Genomic DNA, 19,222 nt, shown 5'->3' with positions numbered 1-19,222 from the left:
GAAAGCAGATCGTCTATCATGTTGAAATTAAATTTCACTTCATGACCGGAAGGAGCCGCCGATGGCCGGCATCACTCTCGACGATCTCGACCTGCGCATCCTCGCGATCCTGCAGGACGACGCGTCGGTGTCGAACCTGCAACTGGCCGAGCGCGCGCTGTCGTCGCCGCCGACCTGCATGCGCCGCGTGCGTCGGCTGACCGAGGCCGGCGTGATCCGCCGGCAGGTCGCGGTGCTCGACCCGGTGGCGATCGGCACGGCCGTCACGGCGCTGATCGAGATCAGCCTCGACCGGCAGACGGCCGAAGACTACGACGCATTCGAGGCGTACGTATGCGCGGAGCCGGCCGTCACGCAGTGTTACCGCGTGTCGCCGGGGCCCGATTTCGTGGTGGTGGCCGATCTGGCCGACGTCGCCGAATACGACGAATTCGCGCGACGGTTGTTCACCGGCGCATCGAACGTCCGCAACGTGCGCACGTTCTTCTCGACGCATCGCGCGAAGTTCGAAGCGAACGCGCGGGTCGCGCATGCGATGCGCAAGCGCACGTGATCGCTTCGTTCGCTCATCGTCATGCAGCGGACTCGTCCGCCAGTTGCAGCGGCTTGCCGTACCCGAAGCAATGCGCCGGTTCGGGAAACACGCGTTGCCGCACGTCGTGCGCGTACTGGCGGATCGCGTCGCGCATCACCGCATTCGCATCGGCGTAGCGCTTCACGAAGCGCGGCGTGTACGCATCGAATGCGCCGATCATGTCCTCGGTCACGAGCACTTGCCCGTCGCAGGCGGGCGATGCACCGATGCCGATCGTCGGGATCGTCAGCGTTTCAGTCAGATGGCGCGCGAGTGCTTCGGCGGTGCCTTCGATGACGACGCTGAACGCGCCGGCCCGCTCGGCCGCGCACGCGGCGTCGAACACCTGCGCGGCCGAACGCGGGTCCATCCCCTGCGCGCGGAAACCGCCTGTTGCATTGGCCTGCTGCGGCATGAGGCCGACATGCGCCATCACCGGAATGCCGCGATCGGTCAGGAAGCGGATCGTGTCGGCCATCTCGCTGCCGCCTTCGAGCTTCACGGCTTGCGCGCCGGTTTCCGCAAGCAGGCGCGCGGCGGAACGATAGGCCTGCGCAGGCGATTCCTGGTACGTCGAGAACGGCAGGTCGACGACGACACACGCTTGCGCCGCGCCGCGTACGACGGCCGCACCGTGTGCAATCATCATGTCGAGCGTGACGCGCAGCGTATCGGGCATCCCGTACAGCACCATGCCGACGGAATCGCCGACGATGATCACGTCGGCCACGTCGTCGACCAGCTTCGCCATCGGCGCGGAATACGCGGTGAGCGACACGAGGCTGCCGATGCCTTTGGTCGAGCGGATCGCGGTGACGGTCTTGCGGGTGGTGCGGGTGTGAGCGCTCATGAGCGGAAGCCGTGTGAAAGTAGAGCCGTCACGGTAGCATCGCGCTCGTTCGTGCAATGACCTTCGGAGGACGTCTTATGTTGCTGGCGGGACAATCGGGTGACCCTTACGCAGTGCCGCCGATGGCGCGCCTGCCGAGGCCGCTGTTCGTGCGTGCGTTCGAGATTCCCGGCAACGCGAGCGTCGACGCGCACAGTCATCCGTGGGCCCAGCTGATGTATGCGACGAGCGGCGTGCTCGAGGTGTCGACGCCGTCGGGCCGGCAGCTGCTGCCACCGCACTATGCGATGTGGATTCCGCCGCACGTGCCGCACGCGGTGTCGACGCGCGATTGTGTCGCGTTCCATAGCCTGTATCTCGACGAAGCGATCGCGCGCGACGACGCGAACGACGATTGCACGATCCTCTGCATGACGCCGCTGCTGCGCGAACTGGTGATCGCGACCGGCGAGTTGCCGGTGAACTACGACGAGACGGGCCCGGACGGCGCGCTGGTCTGCCTGATCGCCGACCGGATCGCGCGCATGCGCCCGGCGCCGCTGACGGTGCCGCTGCCGCGCGATCCGCGCCTGCTGAAAATCGCACGTGCGTTGCATGCGTATCCGGGCGATACGCGCAGTCTCGACGAATGGGGACATCAGGTGGGCGCGACGCGGCGCACGTTGTCGCGGCTGTTCCGGCAGGACACGGGGCTGTCGTTCACCGAATGGCGGCAGGCCGTGCGGCTGCTCGCGTCGCTGCCGCTGCTCGATGCGGGCGAGCCGATCGGCGCGGTGGCCGCGCAACTGGGCTACGACTCGACGTCGTCGTTCATCGCGCTGTTCCAGGCGAAGTTCCGCATGACGCCCGGTGCGTATGCGAAGCGTGAAGCGCGCCGGCCTGTCTTGACCGTGTGACGCGGCGACGCGCGCCGCTCACGGTCGTTCAGAACGCGAGCGCTGTCTGCACTGGATGAGCTGCGTCGCGCTGGAACCCGGCGCCTTCGAGCGACAGCAGCGCGCGCTTGCGGTCGATGCCGCCCGCATAACCGGTCAGGCTGCCCGACGCACCAACCACGCGATGGCACGGCACGATGATCGAGACCGGATTCCGGCCGACGGCACCGCCCACTGCGCGTGCCCCGCTCATCGGCAACCCGACGCGTTCGGTGATGTCGCCGTACGACACGAGCTCGCCGAACGGAATCGCGAGCAGTTCCTTCCACACGCGCCGCTGAAACGTCGTGCCGCGCAGGTGGATCGGCACCGAGAACGTTTCGCGCGTGCCGGTGAAGTATTCCGCGATTTCTTCCGCGACCTTGCGCGCGATCGGCGATGACGCGTGCGCGTCTGCTTTATCCGCGATCGCAAGCGACGGGAAGTATTTCTGGCCGACGAAGAACAGGCCGGTCAGCGCATCGTCCTCGATGCGCACGGCGATGTCGCCCAGCGGGCTCGGAATCAGGTGAGCGGGAGTCATCGCGATATTTCTCCATGAAGGCGCCACACATGCAGTGCGGCATACGCGCGCCAGGGTGCCCAGCGCGCGGCATGCGGCGCAGATGATGGCACACGTGCGCGTTCGGTGCGGGCGGGCAGCAACCCATCGTCGGCCGGGAACGCATTCGGCCAGGCCATCGCACGCATCGCGACGTACTGCACCGCGCGCTCGTCGAAGCCGGGCAGCGCGCGCAGCGCTGCGAGCGTCGCGTCGAGCGGCGCCATCGGTTCGAGTGCGAGCGTGCCGTCGGCGACCGCGCGTGCGAGCGACACGATCGCCTGCGCCGCTTCGCGTGCGATGCCGAGTGCATCGAGGGCGGCCGGCGGCAGCGCGGCCAGCGTCGCCGCGGAAGGCAGCGCATGCGTGAGTCCCGGCGGCGCGCCGTCCACCGGGGTGCCGAAGCGTTCGGCGATGCGTGCCAGCACGGCACTCGCCTGCGCTGCCGCGAGCTGCTCGCCCGCGATCGCGCGGATCGCAATCTCGAGGCCGTCGAACGCGCCGGGCACACGCAGGCCGGGCGAGCCGCTCGCGAGTTCGCCGAGATGCGCGTCGATCACGTCGGGGCGGCTGTCGAGATCGAACAGCCGCCGCACGCGTGCGAGCACGGCCGGCACGACCGGCGTCAGCGCGGGCGACACGGTGACGGCCAGCGCGAACCGCTGCGGCACGTGCGCGACGGACAGCCAGCCCGTCACGCGGCCGGTGCCGCTGTCGCGGTTCGGATTCGGCAGTTCGACGACGCGCGCATAACGCTGCGCGTCGATCCGCTCGACGCCGTCGATCTGCCGCTGCGCGAGGAAGCGCATCAGGTCGGCCCACGCAAACGGCGGCCGGTAGGGCAGCGGGAACGTCATGTCGCCATCGGCGGAGGGGCCGGCCCCTTTACGCAGCCGCAACGGATTGAGGCCGTAGCGCTGGCGGAACAGGTCGTTGAAGCGCCGCACGCTGCCGAACCCGGCCGTCGATGCGACGACGGCCACCGGCAACGTGGTGTCGGTCAGCAGCCGCTTGGCCATCAGCAGCCGGTGCGTCTGCGCGAATTCGACCGGCGACACGCCGAACTGCGCGGCGAAGATCCGGCGCAGATGGCGTTCGGTCACGCCGACCCGCTGCGCGAGCGCGTCGACGGAATGCAGGTTCAGGAAACCGTCCTCGATCAGCGTGGCGGCCGCGTCGGCGAGATTGCCGGACAGGTCGAGCAAGCCGTGGCCGGGCGCGAGTTCGGGGCGGCACCGCATGCACGGCCGGAAGCCCGCTTTCTCGGCGGCCGCGGCGGTCGGGTAATAACGGCAGTTCCGCGCTTTCGGCGGCTTGACCGGGCAGACGGGGCGGCAATACACACCGGTCGTCGACACGCCGACGAAGAACCAGCCGTCGAAACGGCGGTTCCGCGAAAGCAGGGCGTCATAACAGGTGTCGGGATCGAGGCGCATGAAACGACTGTAAACCATCCGCGCGACCGATTCTGGCTGGAATCGGACATGTGTATCGGCCACCGCGCACGCCGTCCGCGCGTTGGAAAATCCGGGAAAAACGGTTAATGCCTGACTGCGAAACAGTCGTCTCTTTTGCCGCGACGAATTTGAGATGACTCATCGAAATCCCCGACTGACAGGGTGCCGTAAGACGCTCTATTCTTTGAAAAACGTTTTCCAGATTGATTGGCGATCGGCCGTGCCGCGACAGCGTGCCCGCGGCCCGCCCCGGCGCCGGTCGCCGGTCAACGAACATCGTGCGGCGCGACGGGCGCGGCCGCGCATCGGAGACATTCATGCAATCTGCCGTCGTCGGCACGGTGCGCGCCGTCGCCAGCCGCTACCGCTGGACCGTCTGTGCGCTGCTGTTTTTCGCGACCGTCATCAACTACATGGATCGGCAGATTCTCGGCCTGCTCGCGCCGATGCTCCAGCACGACATCGGCTGGAGCCAGGTGCAGTACGGCCGCATCGTGATGGCGTTTTCCGCGTTCTATGCGCTCGGGCTGCTCGGCTTCGGGCGCATCGTCGACTGGCTCGGCACACGCATCTCGTACGCGCTGGCGATGCTGGTGTGGAGCATCGCCGCGATGCTGCACGCGGCGGTCGGTTCGGTGATGGGCTTTGCCTTCGTGCGCGCGCTGCTCGGGATCGGCGAGGGCGGCAACTTCCCGGCCGCGATCAAGACGACGGCCGAGTGGTTCCCGCGCCGCGAACGCGCGCTCGCCACCGGCATCTTCAACTCGGGCGCGAACATCGGCGCGGTGTTCGCGCCGGCGATCATCCCGGCGATCGCGGTGGCCTACGGCTGGCGCGCGGCGTTCGTGATCATCGGCGCGATCGGCCTCGTGTGGCTCGCGGTGTGGCTCGTGCTGTATCGCCAGGCCGACACGCGCGCGCTCGCCGCGGAATACGACGAACCGCGCGACGAGGCCGAAGCGCTCGACGCGGCGAACGCGAACGCCGGCGCGCCGCGCTGGGGCGAGCTGATCCGCAAGCGCGAGACGTGGGCGTTCCTGATCGGCAAGTTCCTGACCGATCCGGTGTGGTGGTTCTACCTGTTCTGGCTGCCGAAGTGGCTCAACGAGTCGCGCGGGATGGACATGCAGCACATCGGCCTGCCGCTCGTCTGCATCTATGCGCTGACGACGGTCGGCAGCATCGGCGGCGGCTGGCTGTCGTCGATGCTGCTGCGCGCGGGCTGGAGCGTGAACGGCGCGCGCAAGACGGCGATGCTGATCTGCGCGTGCTGCGTGCTGCCGATCGCGTTCGTATCGCAGGTGCAGAGCCTGTGGATCGCGGTGCTGATCGTCGGCCTCGCCGCCGCCGCGCACCAGGGCTGGTCGGCGAACCTGTTCACGACGGCATCCGACCTGTTCCCGCGCCGCGCGGTCGCGTCGGTGGTCGGCATCGGCGGGATGGCCGGTTCGATCGGCGGCGTGCTGTTCTCGGAAGTGATCGGCCAGGTGCTGCAGCGCACGGGCCACTACTGGGTGCTGTTCGCGATCGGCGCGTCGGCCTACCTGATCGCGTTGGCCGTGATGCATGTGCTCACGCCGAAGATGAAGCCCGCGAAACTCGATGCTTGATGCTTGATGGTGCGTCGTACAAGCGAACGCGCCGCCCCTGGGGCGGCGCGTTTTGTTTTGGCGATCGGGAAAGCGGAGTGCCCTGCGCGCTTCAACCGGCGGCGGCCGCGGCCGTCGACGCACGCATGATCAGCCGCGGCTCGAACGTCGAATAGCTCGCATCGGTGCGCCCGGCGAGCGCGTCGATCAGCTTCTGCATCGCGAGCTCGCCCATGTTCTCGCTCTGGATGTCGACGGTCGTCAGCGCGGGCGCCGCGTATTCGCCGTACGGCACGTTGTCGATGCCCGCGACCGATACGTCCTGCGGCAGCCGGAAGCCGAGCGACGCGGCTTCCTTCATGAAGCCGAGCGCGATCAGGTCGTTGTAGCAGATCACTGCCTGCGGGCGCTGCGGCCCGAGCATCACGCGCGAGCACGCGCGCTCGCCGGCCTCGGCGGTCGGCGCATGCGCGTCGTGCACGTCGAGCGTGAGCCCCGCTTCGGCGAGACAGTCGCGCGCGCCCTGGATCCGCTCGTCGTTCACGCGTGCCGTGCCGAAACCGAGATACGCGATGCGCGTGTGACCGAGATTGAGCAGGTGACGCGCGAGCATGTAGGTCGACAACCGGTTGTCGATGCCGACGCTCGGAATCGGCAGGCCGGGGCTGCGGCGCAACAGCACGAGCGGCTTGTTGAGATCGAGCATCCAGCCGGCTTCGTCGTCGGGCATCCGCGTGCTGACGATCAGCCCGTCGACGCGCTGCGCAAGTGCCTCGATCAGCGAGCGTTCGCGCGCCTGGCTCTCTTCGGTATCGACGAGCAGCAGCGTGTAGTCATGCTGGAGCGCGATGCGGTTCGCGCCCTTGACCACGTTCGTGAAGTGCGGGTTGCTGATGTCGAGGATCACGAGGCCGATGGTGCGCGTGCGCCCGGTGATCATCGAACGCGCGAGCGGGTTCGAACGGTAGCCGAGCCGCTCGATCGCTTCCTTGAGCCGTGCCTCGACGGTCGGCGAGAAGCGCTGCGTGCCGTTCACGTACTTCGATACCGTCGCGACCGACACGCCGGCTTCCGCGGCCACGTCGCGGATCGTCGGGGAAACTTTTTTCATCCGAAGGGTAACGTTTTCGTTCATTAACGCCGGATTGTGGCAGAAAAAGCCGGTGCACGGCCACGGGGCGATATCGGGAAAGTGCGGATGGCTGCGAACGGGTTCGACCATTGACGTTCGGCCGCGGTCCCGCGTATAGTTGGAAAACGTTTTCCATTCTGGGTCAGATTCAAGGAGATTCGATGAACGCCTCATCCACCGGCGCGCGCAAACCGTTCGGGCGCCTGTTGCTGACGGGCGCGGCCGGCAACCTCGGCCGCCAGTTGCGCGGCGCGCTCGCCGACTGGGCCGACGTCGTGCGCGTCAGCGACATCGCGGTGCTGGACGACGCGGCTGCGCATGAAGAAACCCGCGTCGTGGATCTGGCCGACCGGCCGGCCGTGATGCAGCTGGTCGACGGCGTGGACGCGATCGTCCACCTCGGCGGCATTTCGGTCGACGCGCCGTTCGACGATCTCGTCGATGCGAACATCACCGGCACGTACAACCTGTACGAAGCCGCGCGCAAGCACGGCGTGAAGCGCATCGTGTTCGCGAGCTCGAACCACGCGATCGGCTTTCACCCGGTCACGGAAGTGCTCGACGCCGATTCGCCGCTACGCCCCGACAGCCTGTACGGCGTGACGAAGTGCTTCGGCGAATCGCTGTCGCGCTACTACTTCGACCGCTTCGGCATCGAGACCGTGTGCCTGCGGATCGGCTCGTCGTTCGAGGTGCCGAAGAACCCGCGCATGCTCGTGACGTTCCTCAGCTATCGCGACTTCATCGAACTGGTGCGCTGCTCGCTGCTGACGAACCGCGTCGGGCACGCGATCGTCTACGGCGCGTCGGACAACCCGGTGAAGTGGTGGGACAACACGAAGGCCGGTTTCCTCGGCTTCCGCCCGCGCGACAGTTCCGAGCAGTTCGCGGGGCTGTTCCCGGTCGCGGCGCCGACCGCCGACTACGACGATCCTGCGCAGCGGTTCCAGGGCGGCGGGTTCGTCGTTGGCGAGCCGATGGAGCGGAAGGCGTCGTAAGCATTGCCGGCGTCGCAGATCAGCGCAGGACGTCGGTCGCCTTGTGCCGTTCGTCGACGCCGTCGATCAGGATCAGCGGGCCGCTCGCGTGCCGTGCGCGCAGCGGCTGGATCTGCCGGTACGCGTCCGATTCGTACCACGCGCGCGCCGTGTCGAGATCCGGAAACGCGATCGCGATCAGGTCGCCGCGCCACACGCCTTCGCGCACCTCCGGCCGTGCACCATGAATGACGAACTGGCCATTGAACGGCACGAGCGTGCCGTCGATGCGTTCGAGGTACTCGACGATGTCGTCGCACATGTCGACGTCGTGCAGGTGGGCGATGGCGTAGGCGGTCATGGCGGGGCTCCTTGTCGTGACGCGGTTCGTGCGTGGATGGAGCCATGATCGCGGCGCGCAACGCGCGCGTCGATTACCTGAGACGTAAGCGAATCGTGGCAACCGCACCACCCTCAATGCTTGCGGCACACCGGATCGCTTTCGCGCCGCTCGGCCGAATCGCACCAGTAACTCGGCCGCCACGCTTCGAACGCGACGGCCTTCGTCGCATCGGCGCGCGTGACGCGCACCGGGTCGGCCTTCAGCGCATCGCCGTCCTGCTCGTAGTTGAACCGCCAGTTGCGGAACACTTCGCGATGAAACACCCACGTGCGATGCGCGACGTCATAGCGAAACGTCACGCGATCGCGCCAGTGGTTATGGCCCGCGAATACACCCTGTTCGACCGTGAACGTACGAGGCTCGACCGTGAGCGCGTTCTCCGCGACGCCATCGAGATACGGGTCACCCATGCCGCCTTCGTCGGCTTTCATGATCACGGTGTCGTTGCGCGCGGCCAGCCGGTAGCGCCCGTCCTTGTCCTGCAGGAAGACCAGCAGCGGACGCGGCGACGGCGTGCGCATCGAATCGCCGGGCTGATGCGCGACGACGACGTAACCGGGGCGGGCGCTGTCGGTCAGGCGTCCGGATGCGGCATCCAGTGCTTCGTAACCGGCGGGAAGCTGCGCGACGATGTCGTCAGGAAGATCGGAGGTGTCCGGGCAGCGGATCGACGAAGACGTGTCGCCGCACTGCGTGGCGTATGCATTGCCGATGCCGAATGTCAGCAGCGCGGCGATGAGGAGTCCTTTGAAGCGGGGGATCGTCATGCGGTTCGAATCATGAGGTCGCGATGCGGAAGCCGACGCGCACGCGTCGTCTCGTCTCGCCGCAACGTGGGTGGATTGATCGGTAGGTGACGCAGCGTCACCGGTCATGCGCGCTTGCGCGTCGGCCGTGCGACGGGTGCCGGCGCCAGTGGTTCGCTGGCCTGCTCGCACAGCCGGTCGAGCATGCGTTGCGCGGCGCCCGCGCAATCCTCGCCTGCCGGCTTGTTCTCGATCTCGTCGATCAGCGTTTCCAGATGGCGCCGGTTCTGCGCGAGACGCTGTTCGAGCAGCGCGATTTCGTCGACCTTGTGCCGCAGCGCGACCAGCAGTTCGTCGCGCGGCCACGCGCCGAGATCGGGTGGCAGCACCGCGCGGATTTCGTCGAGTGCGAAGCCCGCACGCTGCGCGCGGTCGATGATCGCGAGCCGCGTCAACGCTTCCGACCCGTATTCCCGATAGCCGTTCGCCTGCCGGCGGGCCGGTTCGAGCAATCCGCTCGCTTCGTAGAAACGGATGCGCGACGCCGCGATGCCGCTGGCACGCGCCAGTTCGCCGATTTTCATGCAGTGCTCCAAAGGGGCTTGACCTTAAAGTTGACTTTAAAGTTATCGTTGGGCATCGTCAATCGAGGATGCCCTCCATGAACCTGTTTACGCCCCTGACACTGCCCAACGGGGCGGTGATCCCGAACCGGCTGGCCAAGGCCGCGATGGAAGAGAACATGGCCGATGCGGATCACGCGCCGTCCGACGCGTTGCTGCGCCTGTACCAGGCGTGGGCCGACGGGCAGGTCGGCCTGATGCTGACCGGCAACGTGATGGTGGACGGTCGCGCGATGACGGGGCCGAACGGTGTCGTGCTCGAGAGCGATGTGCATCTCGACCGCTTCCGCCGTTGGGCGCAGATCGCGCGATCGGGCGGCGGGCACGTGTGGATGCAGATCAACCATCCGGGGCGCCAGATGCAGGCGGCGCTCGGCCAGACGACACTCGCGCCGTCGGCCGTGCCGCTTGCGCTCGGCGCGTTGTCGAAGCAGTTCCCGGTGCCGAAGGAGATGACGGAAGCCGATATCGCCGAGGTGCGGCAGCGCTTCGTGCGCGCCGCGCAGCTCGCGGAGCAAAGCGGCTTTACCGGCGTGCAGATTCACGCGGCGCACGGTTATCTGCTGAGCCAGTTCCTGTCGCCGCTGACGAACCGCCGGCAGGACCAGTGGGGCGGCAGCATCGAAAATCGCGCGCGCCTGCTGCTCGATATCGTGCAAGAGGTGCGTGCGACGGTGTCGCCGGCATTCGTCGTCGCGGTGAAGCTGAACTCGGCCGATTTCCAGCGCGGCGGCTTCAGCGCGGAAGACGCGAAGGGCGTGGTCGAACTGCTGAATCCGCTCGGCGTCGATCTGGTCGAACTGTCGGGCGGCAGCTATGAAGTGCCGGCAATGCAGGGCGAAGCGCGCGACGGGCGCACGCTCGCCCGCGAAGCGTATTTCCTCGAATTCGCGCGCGACATCACGGCCGTCGCGCGGATGCCGCTGATGGTCACCGGCGGCATCCGGCGCCGCGCGGTCGCCGAGCAGGTGGTCGACAGCGGCGTGGCGATGGTCGGTATCGCGACCGCGCTGTCGATCGAGCCGAACCTGCCGCGCGACTGGCGGGCCGGCAAGGACAGCGCGCCGGTGCTGCAGCCGATTCGGTGGAAGAACAAGGCGCTGGGTGCGCTGGCCAACATGGCTGTCGTCAAGTTCCAGCTCACGCGGCTCAGCGAAGGGCGTCGCACGCACCCGCAGGTGTCGCCGCTGCGCGCGCTGGTCAGGCAGCAACTGGCCGCGCAGTGTCAGACGCGGCGCTACCGGAAGTGGATGGCGGGGCGCGCGGCAGCGCCGCGCGCGTGATGCGCATGGGCGCATCTGAAGCGCCTGTTCCGGACTGAATGACCCGCCGCCCGGCGGGTCATTTTCCGGGCCGATACTTTCGGATTGCTTGCTGAAATATCGGGTTCGTTTACTGCATTATTCAGGCGCGTGAATGCAAATTCAGCGTGGCATAATTTGCCACCTTCATTGCACTCCACTCCCTTCGCGCGTCATGCACGTCGCTCGTTTCCGCAAACCCGGCAGCCTGATCGGATTGATCGCAATCCTGATGATGGCGCTCGCCCCCGCGGTTTCGCAGATGATGGCGTCGCGTCACCGGCTCGTCGATGTGCTGGCCGTCTATTGCTCGGCCAGCATCGACGAGGCGCCGGTCGCGCACGACGACGGCAAGCCCGCGCATCACGCCAACACGCACTGGCAAGCGTGTCCTTATTGCAGCTTCGTTGCGCATGCGACCGTGCTACCGGGCCATCCGGTTGCTTTCGCCGTGCCGCTTGCCGACTCGCAGATGCCGGTTGTGTCGGCATCGGTTCCGGCTCGCATTCGTGTCGTCCACACCATCGCGCAATCGCGCGCGCCTCCCGCGTTCTCCTGAGTTCGTCTGATATTTCATCTGATTAGCCGCCGCTTCGCGACCGAAGCGAGCGGCCGTTCGTCGCGCATGCGCGACGGCATCGAACGATAACTGGAGACACATCCATGCCCCGCTTTACCAAACGGCACGCGCCTCGCGCATGCGCCGCGCTGCTGGCCGCCATCGCCGGCCTGTCCCATGCGTCATTCGCGAACGCACACGCCGTGGTCGGCGATCGCGTCTTTCCTGCCACGATGACCGTGGACGATCCCGGCGTCGGCGACGAATTCGACACACAGTTCGGCCACATCAAGACCACCGACGACAGCGGCAACAATGTGAACGTCAACACCGTGTCGTACGAGTGGGACAAGCTGATCACGAAGAACCTCGCGTTCAGCGTCGCGAGCCAGTACGTGTCGCAGAACGCCCCGGACGGTGGCTCCGCGAAGGGCTGGGACAACGTGACGCTCGGCGTGAAGTACCTCGCCTATACGAATCCGGAACACGAATTCATGGCGTCGGTCGGCCTCAAAACCCAGATCGGCGGCACCGGCGCGAAATCGATCGCGAGCCCGTACTCCACGTTCACGCCGGCCGTCTATGTCGGCAAGGGTTTCGGCGATCTGCCCGCGTCGCTCGGCTACCTGCGCCCGTTCGCGATCACGGCCGAACTCGGGCCGAACCTGACCACGGCATCGTCCGACCAGGGTCCGAATTCGCTCGGCTGGGGCATGACGCTGCAATACAGCATCCCGTACCTGCAGCAGCAGGTGAAGAACCTCGGCCTGCCGCAGCCGCTCAGCAACATGATCTTCGTCGTCGAGGCGCCGATGAGCACCTGCACGGCGGGCGCGTGTTCGGGCCAGACAACCGGCACGATCAACCCGGGCGTACTGTGGCTCAATCGTTATGGGCAGTTTGGCGTCGAGGCGCAGATTCCGGTCAATCGCGCGAGCGGCAACCATATCGGCGTGCTGTTCGACGCGCACCTGTATTTCGACGACCTGTTCCCCGGCTCGCTCGGCAAGCCGCTCTTCTGATCCAGGGAGAAACCGCATGAACGTCCTGACCACGATGCGCACGGCCGCCGCCGCGCTGCTCCTCGCCGGCGCGCAACTCGCGCATGCACACGCCTATCCGACGCATCAGGCGCCGTCCGCGGGCGAGACCGTGACCGCGTCGCCGAAGCGTGTCGCGATCGATTTCGACGACGGGCTCGAACCCGCGTTCAGCTCGATCGCCGTCACCGATGCGCAGGGCCACGCCGTCACGAACGGCAAGGCCGAAGTCGACGCATCGAACCGGAAGCACATGTCCGTGGCGCTGAACCCGCTGACGCCGGGCGTCTATACGGTCGCGTGGGTGGCCGTCGCACTCGATGGCCACCGCACGCAGGGTCACTACGCGTTCACGGTGAAGTGATTGACGTGACGATGGCCGTGCCCGCCGCCGCGCATGCGCCGGCGGGCACGCCATGCCGCATCGCGCGGCGTCAGAACCGGTAGTTCGCCAGCACTTCGAGCCGCCGGTCGTTGCCGAGCAGATACTGCGTTTCGTTGTAGTACGCGGACTGCACGAAGCGGCGGTTGAACACGTTGTACGCGCGTGCCGTGATCGTCGTGTCCTTGCGCGGCTTCCATGCGAGGCCGAGGTCGACGGTCGTATACGACGGCATCACGAGCTGGTTCGCCGTGTCGGCAAAGCGCTTGCCGACGTATTTCACACCGGCAATGCCCGTCCAGTCCGGCGCGAAGTGCCAGCTTACCCACAGGTTCGCAAGACGCTGCGGCACCGATACCGGTACGTTGCCCGCGCGCGAGACCATCGTGCCGCCGGACACCTGCTGGAAATCGTCGTATTTCGCGCGCAGGATCGACACGTTCGCGTCGACGCGCCAGTCCTTCGCAATCTCCGCGCCGACCGTCGCTTCCAGCCCGCGCGACGACTGCTGGCCGACCTGGATCGACTGGTTCGGGTTCATCGGATCGGCCGTCAGCAGGTTGCTCTTCACGATCCGGTACGCGGCCAGCGTCCATTCCGCCTTGCCATCCAGGAGCGACTGCTTCACGCCGATCTCGATCTGCTTGCCGGTTGCGAGCGTGAAGTTCGCCTTCGACGCATTCAACGACAGCAGCGAGCTGACCGGATCGGCAGAGACCGAGTACTGGCCGTACACGGCGAGGCCGGGCCGCACGTCGTACACGGTGCCGATGCGCCAGCCCGTGTTCGCGAACACCTTCGTGAACGCGCCGCCTTTCACGAGATCGTCGCGGTTCACGCTCGCGTGGTCGTAGCGCAGCCCGCCGATCACCGACCAGCGCGGCGTGATTTCGAGCCGGTTCTCCGCGAACAGCGCGTACTGGTTCGCCTGGCTGCGGTACTTCGGATACGTGCCCGCGACGTTGATGAAACTGCCCGGATCGAAGTTGAACGGATCGACCGTCGACGTGCCCGAATACGGCGCGTTGTTGTCGTGCTGGAAGGTCGTGTGGTTGAACTCGAACCCCGCCGAGAACGTGTTGCGCATCCCGAGCAACGCGCTGCTCACGGTGGCCGTCGTCACGTTGCCGTACTGCGCCTGGTCGTGGAAGATCTCCGTGTAGCTGCTGCGCCGGACCTGCGCGGTCGACGGCAGATACGTGTAGTACTCGGCGTCCTTCCAGTGACGGTTGCTCTTCATCCGGTACAGCGTGCTCGTCACGTTCAGGCTGTCGCTCGGCTGCCAGTTCGCCGACACCGTCGCCCAGCTGTCGCGGAACGCGATGTCGCTGTCGCCGACGTTGTAGTTCTTCTTGTCGAGCGCCGGATTGCGTGCGCCGTTCACGAGCGGTACACCGAAATACTGCATCGGATGCTGGAAGCCCTGCGCGTACGAGGCCGTCACGTACAGGTCGGGCGTCACGTCGTAGCGCAGCGCGCCCGAGATCGACAGGTTGCGCGAATCGCCGCGGTCGACCCAGTTCGACGAGCGATTGCCGCTGATGTCGAAGCGGTACGACAGCTTGTCGTTGATCGCGCCGCCGCTGCCGAACGCGGCCCGTGCCGTGCCTTCGGTGCCACCGCCGACCTGCAGTTCGTTCCGGATCGGCGTGCGGGTCGGCTTCTTCGGCACGATGTTGACGACGCCGCCGATCGCGCCTTCGCCGTAGATCACCGACGCCGGGCCGCGCAGCACGTCGATATGGTCGACCGACCACGTATCGAACGGAAACGTGACGCCGATCGCGCCGTACGGGCGCACGCCGTCGTAGAGCTGCGTCACCGACGCCGCGCCGACGAAGCCGCGTGCGCCGAGCTCCGATCCGCCGTTGCCGGGATGCGGCGACTCGCTGATGCCGGCGGCGCGGCTTACTGCGTCGACGATCGAACTGTCGCCACGCGTGTCGAGCGTCGCGCGGTCGATCTGCTCGACGCTCGCGGGCGTTTCGAGCGCCGACAGCCCGAGATGGCTGCCGGTGTCGAGCGGCTGCGTCAACGGGGCCGGCTTCTGTGCGCTGACGCGAATCGGTGCGAGCGTCGTGCCGGTGCTTTTGATGTCGCTTTCCTGCGCCTGCCCGGCGGGCGCAAAAGTCGCGAGAACGGCGGCGGGCAGTATCAATCTGAACTTCATGCTTCGGAATCCTTTGAATCCATGTAATTGTTTTTCGATCACGCAGCCGTGCGCGCCGCACGGCCGAACAGCAGACGATCGATCAACCAGACCGCGACGATCGTGATCCCCATCAGCGGGAATACGATGCCGAGCAGCACGAGCCCCGCGATCCAGCCGCGCATCGGCGGCGTGCCGCGTTCGCGCGACGGCGCGCCCAGCTTGCCGGCCGGGCGGCGCTTCCACCACATCACCGTGCCGGTGACGGCCATCGCGGCCAGCCCGAGCGACAGCGCCGCGCAGACGATCTGGTTCGCGAGCCCGAAATAACGACCCATGTGCAGCGACGTGCCGTACGACACGGCCTGCGACACCGCGCCGTAGTCGTCATAGCGGATGTCCTTCAACACCGCGCCGCTGTACTGGTCGAGGTAGATCGTCCGCTCGGCTTTCGGGTCGGCCGGGAAGTACGACGCGGTGAACACGCCGTCCGGGCCCGACGGCAACGCGAGCGTGTAGTCGCTCGTCACGCCGAGCCCCGCAACGATCTCGATCGCGCGCGCCAGCGGCAGCGGTGCCGGCGTCGGTGCCGACGGCGAATGCGGCACGGGCACGTTGCCGACCGCCCACGGCGTTTGCGGCAACGGCAGGTCGTCCATCACCATCCCCGGCATCGACTCGCCCGATTCGTGATGATGGCCGGCCGGTGCGGCGGCCTGCGCGTGCATGGGCTCTGCGGGTGCGCCCGGGCGTGTCGAGTGCAACGACGCGCCGCCCCATACGCCGTCCGGCGCGCCGAGGTTCACGGTTGCGGCCAGCGCCTTGAAGTTCTTGCCCCAGGAGCCAGACCACGGCAGCCCCGTCAGGATGAACGCCACCGTGCCGGCCGCGAGCCAGATGCCCGCCGTCGCGTGGACGCTTTTCCACAGCGGCCGGCCGCGCAGAGACAGGTCGGGTCGCAGCGCACGTCCGACGCGCGCTTCGCCACGCGGCCACCACAGTGCGATGCCGGTCCCGATCATCACGAACGTCCAGCACGCGGCGAGCTCCATCAGCAACTCGCCCGTCTTGCCGAGCAGCAGCTTGCGATGCAGCATCCGGTCGACCTGCATGAAGCGGCGCTCGACGCTCAGCGTGCCGAGCACGCTGCCGTCGTACGAGTTCACGTACACGCTCTCGCGGCTGCCGTCGCGCAGCCGGAAGACATATTCGGCACTGCGGTCCGGCGCGGTGGATACCTGGACCGAAACCGGCGTCGCACCGGCCGGCACCGCGGTACGCGCGTTCGCGAGCAGCGTGTCGGGGGCGAGCCGCGGCGTGGCGCGCGGCTCGACGACCAGCCGATGCGGATACAGCAGCGGCTCGATCTGCGGCTGGAAGCAATAGAGCGTCCCCGTGATCGCGAGGATCACCAGGAACGGCATCACGAACAGGCCGGCATAGAAGTGCCAGCGCCAGAGCGTCCGGTAACCGGCGCTTGCGGAACGGGCAGGCGAGATCGCCTGCTCGACGGTGGTCGACATGGTGTCAGTTCCTCGTGGTCGTCGATCGGTCAGGCCGGCGCGGGCCGGCTGTCGTCAACGTGCGGCACACCCGCATGCACGCGCCGACGGAACGGGCAACGCGGCGTCATGCGCACGCGGTGCGCAGGGCGGCGTCGCCCGCGCGGCGCGGGCATTCGGGTGAACGCTTGAATCGGGTGATGTGAAACGAACGACGTGAAGGCCCATGCACATCGACGTGCACGAGCCGCTAGGCGGAACGTTCAGCAGAACAGCGGAGGGGCGCGGGAAGGCGGGCGATCGTCGAATATCGATCGCACGAAGGGAACAGAGTCGAAGTGAATCCGGATACGCCGCGGCGCCGCGGCGGGGAACAACAGCACCAGCAGCGCGAACGACGCCAGCGCCGTGAACAGCGCCGCACCGAATGCGCAGAGGCTGTCGCCGTTCCCGGAGGACGCCGTCTTGCCGGCGTGCGCGTCATGCTTGAGTGCATCGACGAGCGCCAGCGCATCGTTGGCCGGTGTGATCGGCGCGCCGGCATCGAAACGGGCGTTCAGCGCGGCCACGTCGACGATCAGCGGGCCGCGGCCCGAACACAGCACCACCGAGCCCGCATCCGGACCGTCCGGATCGAGCATCACGGCACCCGACATCAGCGCGCGGGACAACAGCGTCACGAGGAGGAACCCCCACAGCAGCTGTCGCGCGACGCCTTGCCGGAGCAGGAAGCGGCGAAGTGCATTCATGGCGCGCGATTGTACATCCGTTTGCGGGGCCGGGCCGGCGGCAGCGCTGATGGGCGGCATAAGCCGCGGGCAAGCGGAAACGGAGCCGCTAGGCCGGACCGAACGGTCCGTCGTCCGGCGGCGCGTTCGCGGGGCCGTACGACCAGGTGCCGTCCGCGCGTGCAGTCAGCACGTTGCCCGAGCGCCGGTCGTACAGATGCCACTGTTCGTCGGCCGGGTCGTCGCCGTAGGGCCAGGTCGTCAGTTTGCCGCCGAGGTCGAAGTCGAATGCCCACGAACCCGGTTGGTCACGCGGCGCGACCGATTGCAGGATCTGTCCGTCGAGACGTTGCGCGGCGGCCGCGATGTCGCCGGACCGCGATTCGCTGTGTGCGAGTTCGCGACCGTCGAGCGCGATCGACCAGTGGCAGTAGCAGATCCACAGATGCCCGTTGCCGGCGACGGTCACGTGCCGCGACGCCAGCCGGTCGCGCGCCGCCGCGGACAGGTCGGGCGAACCGACGAGCGGCTCCCTGACATGCAGCGCGGGTTCCCCGAATTCGCACGTGAGAAAGCTGCCCTGGCCTTTCGTCACGGACCACGCGGGCGTATCGCAGATGGCCGGCCAGATCCGGTCGAAGTCGGCGGCGTTCACGGGGTGTGTCTCGTATCGGCGGAACTGGCCGCGGCGTCGTCTTCGCTGAAATCATCGCCGGCCAGCAGATCGGAGAGGGCGGCCGGCGACAGCCGCGCGATCATGCGCTCGACGTCGTGATCGTAGCGGCGATCGTTCGGATCGACATGCTTCTGCGCGCGGCGTCCGTCGCGCTGCACGAAGACGCCGAGTTCGCCGGCCAATCGGGATTGTCGGTTCCTGATGCTCATGCGGCGATGTCGTCGGGCATTCGCGCGAAGCGGGAAGGGCCGCCCGTGCCGTGATTGCCGGCCGTGGCGGCCGATGCGTGGCGCCGGCTCAAGCCGGATACGCGTCGTCGACCTTCAGGTTCGCGAGCCGGAACAGCGTGCGCAGCGTCTGCGGGTGAATGTCGCGGTGCGCGGCGAGCGACGTCAGCATGAAGTCGAGCACCTTCGCATAGCGGAGCAGCACGAGGCAGCGCGCGAGATCGGGCGTGCGGGCACGCATGTCTTCGGCGAGGTGAACCATCTCGGTGGACAGCGTGCGTGCCATCTCGAGTTCCATCTGCTGTTTTTCGGTCCAGTCGGGCAACGGCTGTTCGAGCAGCTTCGCGAGAAAGAGCTGGAACGACGTGTCGGACGAATTGGGCAGCGCATCCATGAAGGGCCTCGTTGCTTGCGCGGATCGTTCGGGCGTATCCGGTGGACGCGCCCGAGGGTGGACTCATGGCCGCGCGGTGACCGGCGCGACTTTTACCCGAACGGAATGCAGGTTCCGTACCAGCGTCGCAATCCGATTGTTGAGCAATGTTGAGCCGCGCTACCGCACCGGTCGGCGAGTCCCGCCGGTACTGGGTTGCGGAGGCGGCTGAGGAGGGCGTCTACAGGTGGGGCGCGGCGGACGTCGGGCGTACCGAGCGGCTCGACGAAGTGAAATGCTTCACGGATGTAACGTAACGCCGGAATAAAACGCGTTGCGCGTTGCCGCCGGCGGACGGCCGAAACGTGCCGGCCCGCGCGTGCCGCCTGAGCCGGCAACGCGTTCGGCCTGTCGGAAGAGATGGTACGAGAGGGTCGCCATTGCCCGTCGCAACCGGC

Annotated in this window: 21 protein-coding genes; 8 read left to right on the top strand and 13 right to left on the bottom strand. The window is 67.2% G+C overall.

Translation table 11 applies throughout. The features are described 5' to 3' along the window. The first annotated feature begins 61 nt into the window (after positions 1 to 61). Complete coding sequence (locus tag H3H55_RS30135) at positions 62 to 553, top strand: Lrp/AsnC family transcriptional regulator (protein WP_048251710.1); 492 nt, start codon at positions 62 to 64, stop codon at positions 551 to 553. A 19-nt stretch (positions 554 to 572) separates the two neighbouring features. Here the strand turns inward: H3H55_RS30135 and panB are convergent, their stop codons facing one another. Next, positions 573 to 1,424 carry a 3-methyl-2-oxobutanoate hydroxymethyltransferase gene (gene panB, locus H3H55_RS30130; protein ID WP_193101371.1) on the bottom strand — a complete coding sequence of 284 codons (852 nt, stop codon included), beginning with the start codon at positions 1,422 to 1,424 and terminating at the stop codon, positions 573 to 575. A gap of 77 nt (positions 1,425 to 1,501) precedes the next feature. Between panB and H3H55_RS30125 the strand changes: the two genes are divergently transcribed. Next, on the top strand, positions 1,502 to 2,320 hold the full coding sequence (locus H3H55_RS30125) for an AraC family transcriptional regulator (protein WP_193101370.1): 819 nt from the start codon (positions 1,502 to 1,504) through the stop codon (positions 2,318 to 2,320). Between the two features lie 28 nt (positions 2,321 to 2,348). On the opposite strand, the gene H3H55_RS30120 is transcribed toward H3H55_RS30125, so the two are convergent. Both H3H55_RS30120 and H3H55_RS30115 read right to left on the bottom strand, forming a co-directional pair. Continuing rightward, positions 2,349 to 2,882, bottom strand: a complete 534-nt coding sequence (locus H3H55_RS30120) for a methylated-DNA--[protein]-cysteine S-methyltransferase (protein WP_193101369.1) — start codon at positions 2,880 to 2,882, stop codon at positions 2,349 to 2,351. Beyond that, positions 2,879 to 4,354, bottom strand: coding sequence for a DNA-3-methyladenine glycosylase 2 family protein (locus H3H55_RS30115; RefSeq protein ID WP_193101368.1), 1,476 nt, complete (start codon positions 4,352 to 4,354; stop codon positions 2,879 to 2,881). Before H3H55_RS30115 ends, H3H55_RS30120 begins: the two co-directional genes overlap by 4 nt. A gap of 320 nt (positions 4,355 to 4,674) precedes the next feature. On the opposite strand from H3H55_RS30115, the gene H3H55_RS30110 reads away from it, so the two are divergent. After that, entirely contained in the window at positions 4,675 to 5,967 is a 1,293-nt protein-coding gene (locus tag H3H55_RS30110) for an MFS transporter (protein ID WP_129516482.1), read from the top strand. A 91-nt stretch (positions 5,968 to 6,058) separates the two neighbouring features. Here H3H55_RS30110 and H3H55_RS30105 read toward each other — a convergent pair whose 3' ends face one another. After that, complete coding sequence (locus tag H3H55_RS30105) at positions 6,059 to 7,168, bottom strand: LacI family DNA-binding transcriptional regulator (protein WP_193101367.1); 1,110 nt, start codon at positions 7,166 to 7,168, stop codon at positions 6,059 to 6,061. A 71-nt stretch (positions 7,169 to 7,239) separates the two neighbouring features. Between H3H55_RS30105 and H3H55_RS30100 the strand changes: the two genes are divergently transcribed. Then, positions 7,240 to 8,076: an NAD-dependent epimerase/dehydratase family protein gene (locus H3H55_RS30100; protein WP_193101366.1), complete on the top strand. Its 837-nt coding sequence runs from the start codon at positions 7,240 to 7,242 to the stop codon at positions 8,074 to 8,076. A 19-nt stretch (positions 8,077 to 8,095) separates the two neighbouring features. Here H3H55_RS30100 and H3H55_RS30095 read toward each other — a convergent pair whose 3' ends face one another. The 3 genes from H3H55_RS30095 to H3H55_RS30085 all read right to left on the bottom strand — a co-directional run bounded on the left by H3H55_RS30095 (position 8,096) and on the right by H3H55_RS30085 (position 9,788). Further along, the gene (locus tag H3H55_RS30095) at positions 8,096 to 8,416 is read right to left on the bottom strand and encodes a DUF1330 domain-containing protein (RefSeq protein WP_193101365.1); all 321 of its coding nucleotides are present in this window, start codon (positions 8,414 to 8,416) and stop codon (positions 8,096 to 8,098) included. Between the two features lie 113 nt (positions 8,417 to 8,529). Then, positions 8,530 to 9,225, bottom strand: a complete 696-nt coding sequence (locus H3H55_RS30090) for a hypothetical protein (protein WP_193101364.1) — start codon at positions 9,223 to 9,225, stop codon at positions 8,530 to 8,532. A 104-nt stretch (positions 9,226 to 9,329) separates the two neighbouring features. Then, complete coding sequence (locus tag H3H55_RS30085; RefSeq protein WP_048251728.1) at positions 9,330 to 9,788, bottom strand: MerR family transcriptional regulator; 459 nt, start codon at positions 9,786 to 9,788, stop codon at positions 9,330 to 9,332. Between the two features lie 77 nt (positions 9,789 to 9,865). On the opposite strand from H3H55_RS30085, the gene H3H55_RS30080 reads away from it, so the two are divergent. The 4 genes from H3H55_RS30080 (at position 9,866) to H3H55_RS30065 (ending at position 13,091) form a co-directional block, all read left to right on the top strand. Then, positions 9,866 to 11,110: an NADH:flavin oxidoreductase/NADH oxidase family protein gene (locus tag H3H55_RS30080; protein ID WP_193101363.1), complete on the top strand. Its 1,245-nt coding sequence runs from the start codon at positions 9,866 to 9,868 to the stop codon at positions 11,108 to 11,110. Positions 11,111 to 11,303: 193 nt separating this feature from the next. Beyond that, positions 11,304 to 11,687 carry a DUF2946 domain-containing protein gene (locus tag H3H55_RS30075; protein ID WP_193101362.1) on the top strand — a complete coding sequence of 128 codons (384 nt, stop codon included), beginning with the start codon at positions 11,304 to 11,306 and terminating at the stop codon, positions 11,685 to 11,687. A gap of 104 nt (positions 11,688 to 11,791) precedes the next feature. Beyond that, the gene (locus H3H55_RS30070; RefSeq protein WP_193101361.1) at positions 11,792 to 12,709 is read left to right on the top strand and encodes a transporter; all 918 of its coding nucleotides are present in this window, start codon (positions 11,792 to 11,794) and stop codon (positions 12,707 to 12,709) included. 16 nt (positions 12,710 to 12,725) lie between these two features. Then, entirely contained in the window at positions 12,726 to 13,091 is a 366-nt protein-coding gene (locus H3H55_RS30065) for a copper resistance protein CopC (protein ID WP_129516488.1), read from the top strand. Positions 13,092 to 13,161: 70 nt separating this feature from the next. Here H3H55_RS30065 and H3H55_RS30060 read toward each other — a convergent pair whose 3' ends face one another. The 6 genes from H3H55_RS30060 to H3H55_RS30035 all read right to left on the bottom strand — a co-directional run bounded on the left by H3H55_RS30060 (position 13,162) and on the right by H3H55_RS30035 (position 18,785). Beyond that, on the bottom strand, positions 13,162 to 15,279 hold the full coding sequence (locus tag H3H55_RS30060) for a TonB-dependent receptor (protein ID WP_193101360.1): 2,118 nt from the start codon (positions 15,277 to 15,279) through the stop codon (positions 13,162 to 13,164). A gap of 38 nt (positions 15,280 to 15,317) precedes the next feature. After that, the gene (locus H3H55_RS30055; RefSeq protein WP_193101359.1) at positions 15,318 to 16,781 is read right to left on the bottom strand and encodes a PepSY-associated TM helix domain-containing protein; all 1,464 of its coding nucleotides are present in this window, start codon (positions 16,779 to 16,781) and stop codon (positions 15,318 to 15,320) included. Between the two features lie 242 nt (positions 16,782 to 17,023). Next, positions 17,024 to 17,509: a hypothetical protein gene (locus H3H55_RS30050; RefSeq protein ID WP_193102234.1), complete on the bottom strand. Its 486-nt coding sequence runs from the start codon at positions 17,507 to 17,509 to the stop codon at positions 17,024 to 17,026. Between the two features lie 88 nt (positions 17,510 to 17,597). Beyond that, positions 17,598 to 18,143: a hypothetical protein gene (locus tag H3H55_RS30045; RefSeq protein WP_193101358.1), complete on the bottom strand. Its 546-nt coding sequence runs from the start codon at positions 18,141 to 18,143 to the stop codon at positions 17,598 to 17,600. After that, entirely contained in the window at positions 18,140 to 18,346 is a 207-nt protein-coding gene (locus H3H55_RS30040; protein ID WP_226800406.1) for a hypothetical protein, read from the bottom strand. Before H3H55_RS30040 ends, H3H55_RS30045 begins: the two co-directional genes overlap by 4 nt. Before the next feature lie 115 nt (positions 18,347 to 18,461). Continuing rightward, positions 18,462 to 18,785 carry a hypothetical protein gene (locus H3H55_RS30035; protein WP_048251745.1) on the bottom strand — a complete coding sequence of 108 codons (324 nt, stop codon included), beginning with the start codon at positions 18,783 to 18,785 and terminating at the stop codon, positions 18,462 to 18,464. Positions 18,786 to 19,222: the final 437 nt, after the last annotated feature.

This window comes from Burkholderia sp. Z1, assembly GCF_014893795.1.
Lineage (GTDB): Bacteria > Pseudomonadota > Gammaproteobacteria > Burkholderiales > Burkholderiaceae > Burkholderia > Burkholderia theae.
The sequence above is the reverse complement of the archived record's forward strand: the minus strand, read 5'-3'. Positions and strand labels throughout refer to the sequence as shown.

What these genes read in the sequence shown, in the direction of transcription:
- H3H55_RS30100 (WP_193101366.1), top strand. Translation starts at nt 7,240, where the DNA reads ATGAACGCCTCATCCACCGGCGCGCGCAAACCGTTCGGGCGCCTGTTG.
- H3H55_RS30060 (WP_193101360.1), bottom strand. Translation starts at nt 15,279, where the DNA reads ATGAAGTTCAGATTGATACTGCCCGCCGCCGTTCTCGCGACTTTTGCG.
- H3H55_RS30090 (WP_193101364.1), bottom strand. Translation starts at nt 9,225, where the DNA reads ATGACGATCCCCCGCTTCAAAGGACTCCTCATCGCCGCGCTGCTGACA.
- H3H55_RS30075 (WP_193101362.1), top strand. Translation starts at nt 11,304, where the DNA reads ATGCACGTCGCTCGTTTCCGCAAACCCGGCAGCCTGATCGGATTGATC.
- H3H55_RS30115 (WP_193101368.1), bottom strand. Translation starts at nt 4,354, where the DNA reads ATGGTTTACAGTCGTTTCATGCGCCTCGATCCCGACACCTGTTATGAC.
- H3H55_RS30065 (WP_129516488.1), top strand. Translation starts at nt 12,726, where the DNA reads ATGAACGTCCTGACCACGATGCGCACGGCCGCCGCCGCGCTGCTCCTC.
- H3H55_RS30110 (WP_129516482.1), top strand. Translation starts at nt 4,675, where the DNA reads ATGCAATCTGCCGTCGTCGGCACGGTGCGCGCCGTCGCCAGCCGCTAC.
- H3H55_RS30125 (WP_193101370.1), top strand. Translation starts at nt 1,502, where the DNA reads ATGTTGCTGGCGGGACAATCGGGTGACCCTTACGCAGTGCCGCCGATG.
- H3H55_RS30050 (WP_193102234.1), bottom strand. Translation starts at nt 17,509, where the DNA reads ATGAATGCACTTCGCCGCTTCCTGCTCCGGCAAGGCGTCGCGCGACAG.
- H3H55_RS30105 (WP_193101367.1), bottom strand. Translation starts at nt 7,168, where the DNA reads ATGGTCGAACCCGTTCGCAGCCATCCGCACTTTCCCGATATCGCCCCG.
- H3H55_RS30055 (WP_193101359.1), bottom strand. Translation starts at nt 16,781, where the DNA reads ATGTCGACCACCGTCGAGCAGGCGATCTCGCCTGCCCGTTCCGCAAGC.
- H3H55_RS30070 (WP_193101361.1), top strand. Translation starts at nt 11,792, where the DNA reads ATGCCCCGCTTTACCAAACGGCACGCGCCTCGCGCATGCGCCGCGCTG.
- panB (WP_193101371.1), bottom strand. Translation starts at nt 1,424, where the DNA reads ATGAGCGCTCACACCCGCACCACCCGCAAGACCGTCACCGCGATCCGC.
- H3H55_RS30135 (WP_048251710.1), top strand. Translation starts at nt 62, where the DNA reads ATGGCCGGCATCACTCTCGACGATCTCGACCTGCGCATCCTCGCGATC.
- H3H55_RS30120 (WP_193101369.1), bottom strand. Translation starts at nt 2,882, where the DNA reads ATGACTCCCGCTCACCTGATTCCGAGCCCGCTGGGCGACATCGCCGTG.
- H3H55_RS30035 (WP_048251745.1), bottom strand. Translation starts at nt 18,785, where the DNA reads ATGGATGCGCTGCCCAATTCGTCCGACACGTCGTTCCAGCTCTTTCTC.
- H3H55_RS30080 (WP_193101363.1), top strand. Translation starts at nt 9,866, where the DNA reads ATGAACCTGTTTACGCCCCTGACACTGCCCAACGGGGCGGTGATCCCG.
- H3H55_RS30085 (WP_048251728.1), bottom strand. Translation starts at nt 9,788, where the DNA reads ATGAAAATCGGCGAACTGGCGCGTGCCAGCGGCATCGCGGCGTCGCGC.
- H3H55_RS30095 (WP_193101365.1), bottom strand. Translation starts at nt 8,416, where the DNA reads ATGACCGCCTACGCCATCGCCCACCTGCACGACGTCGACATGTGCGAC.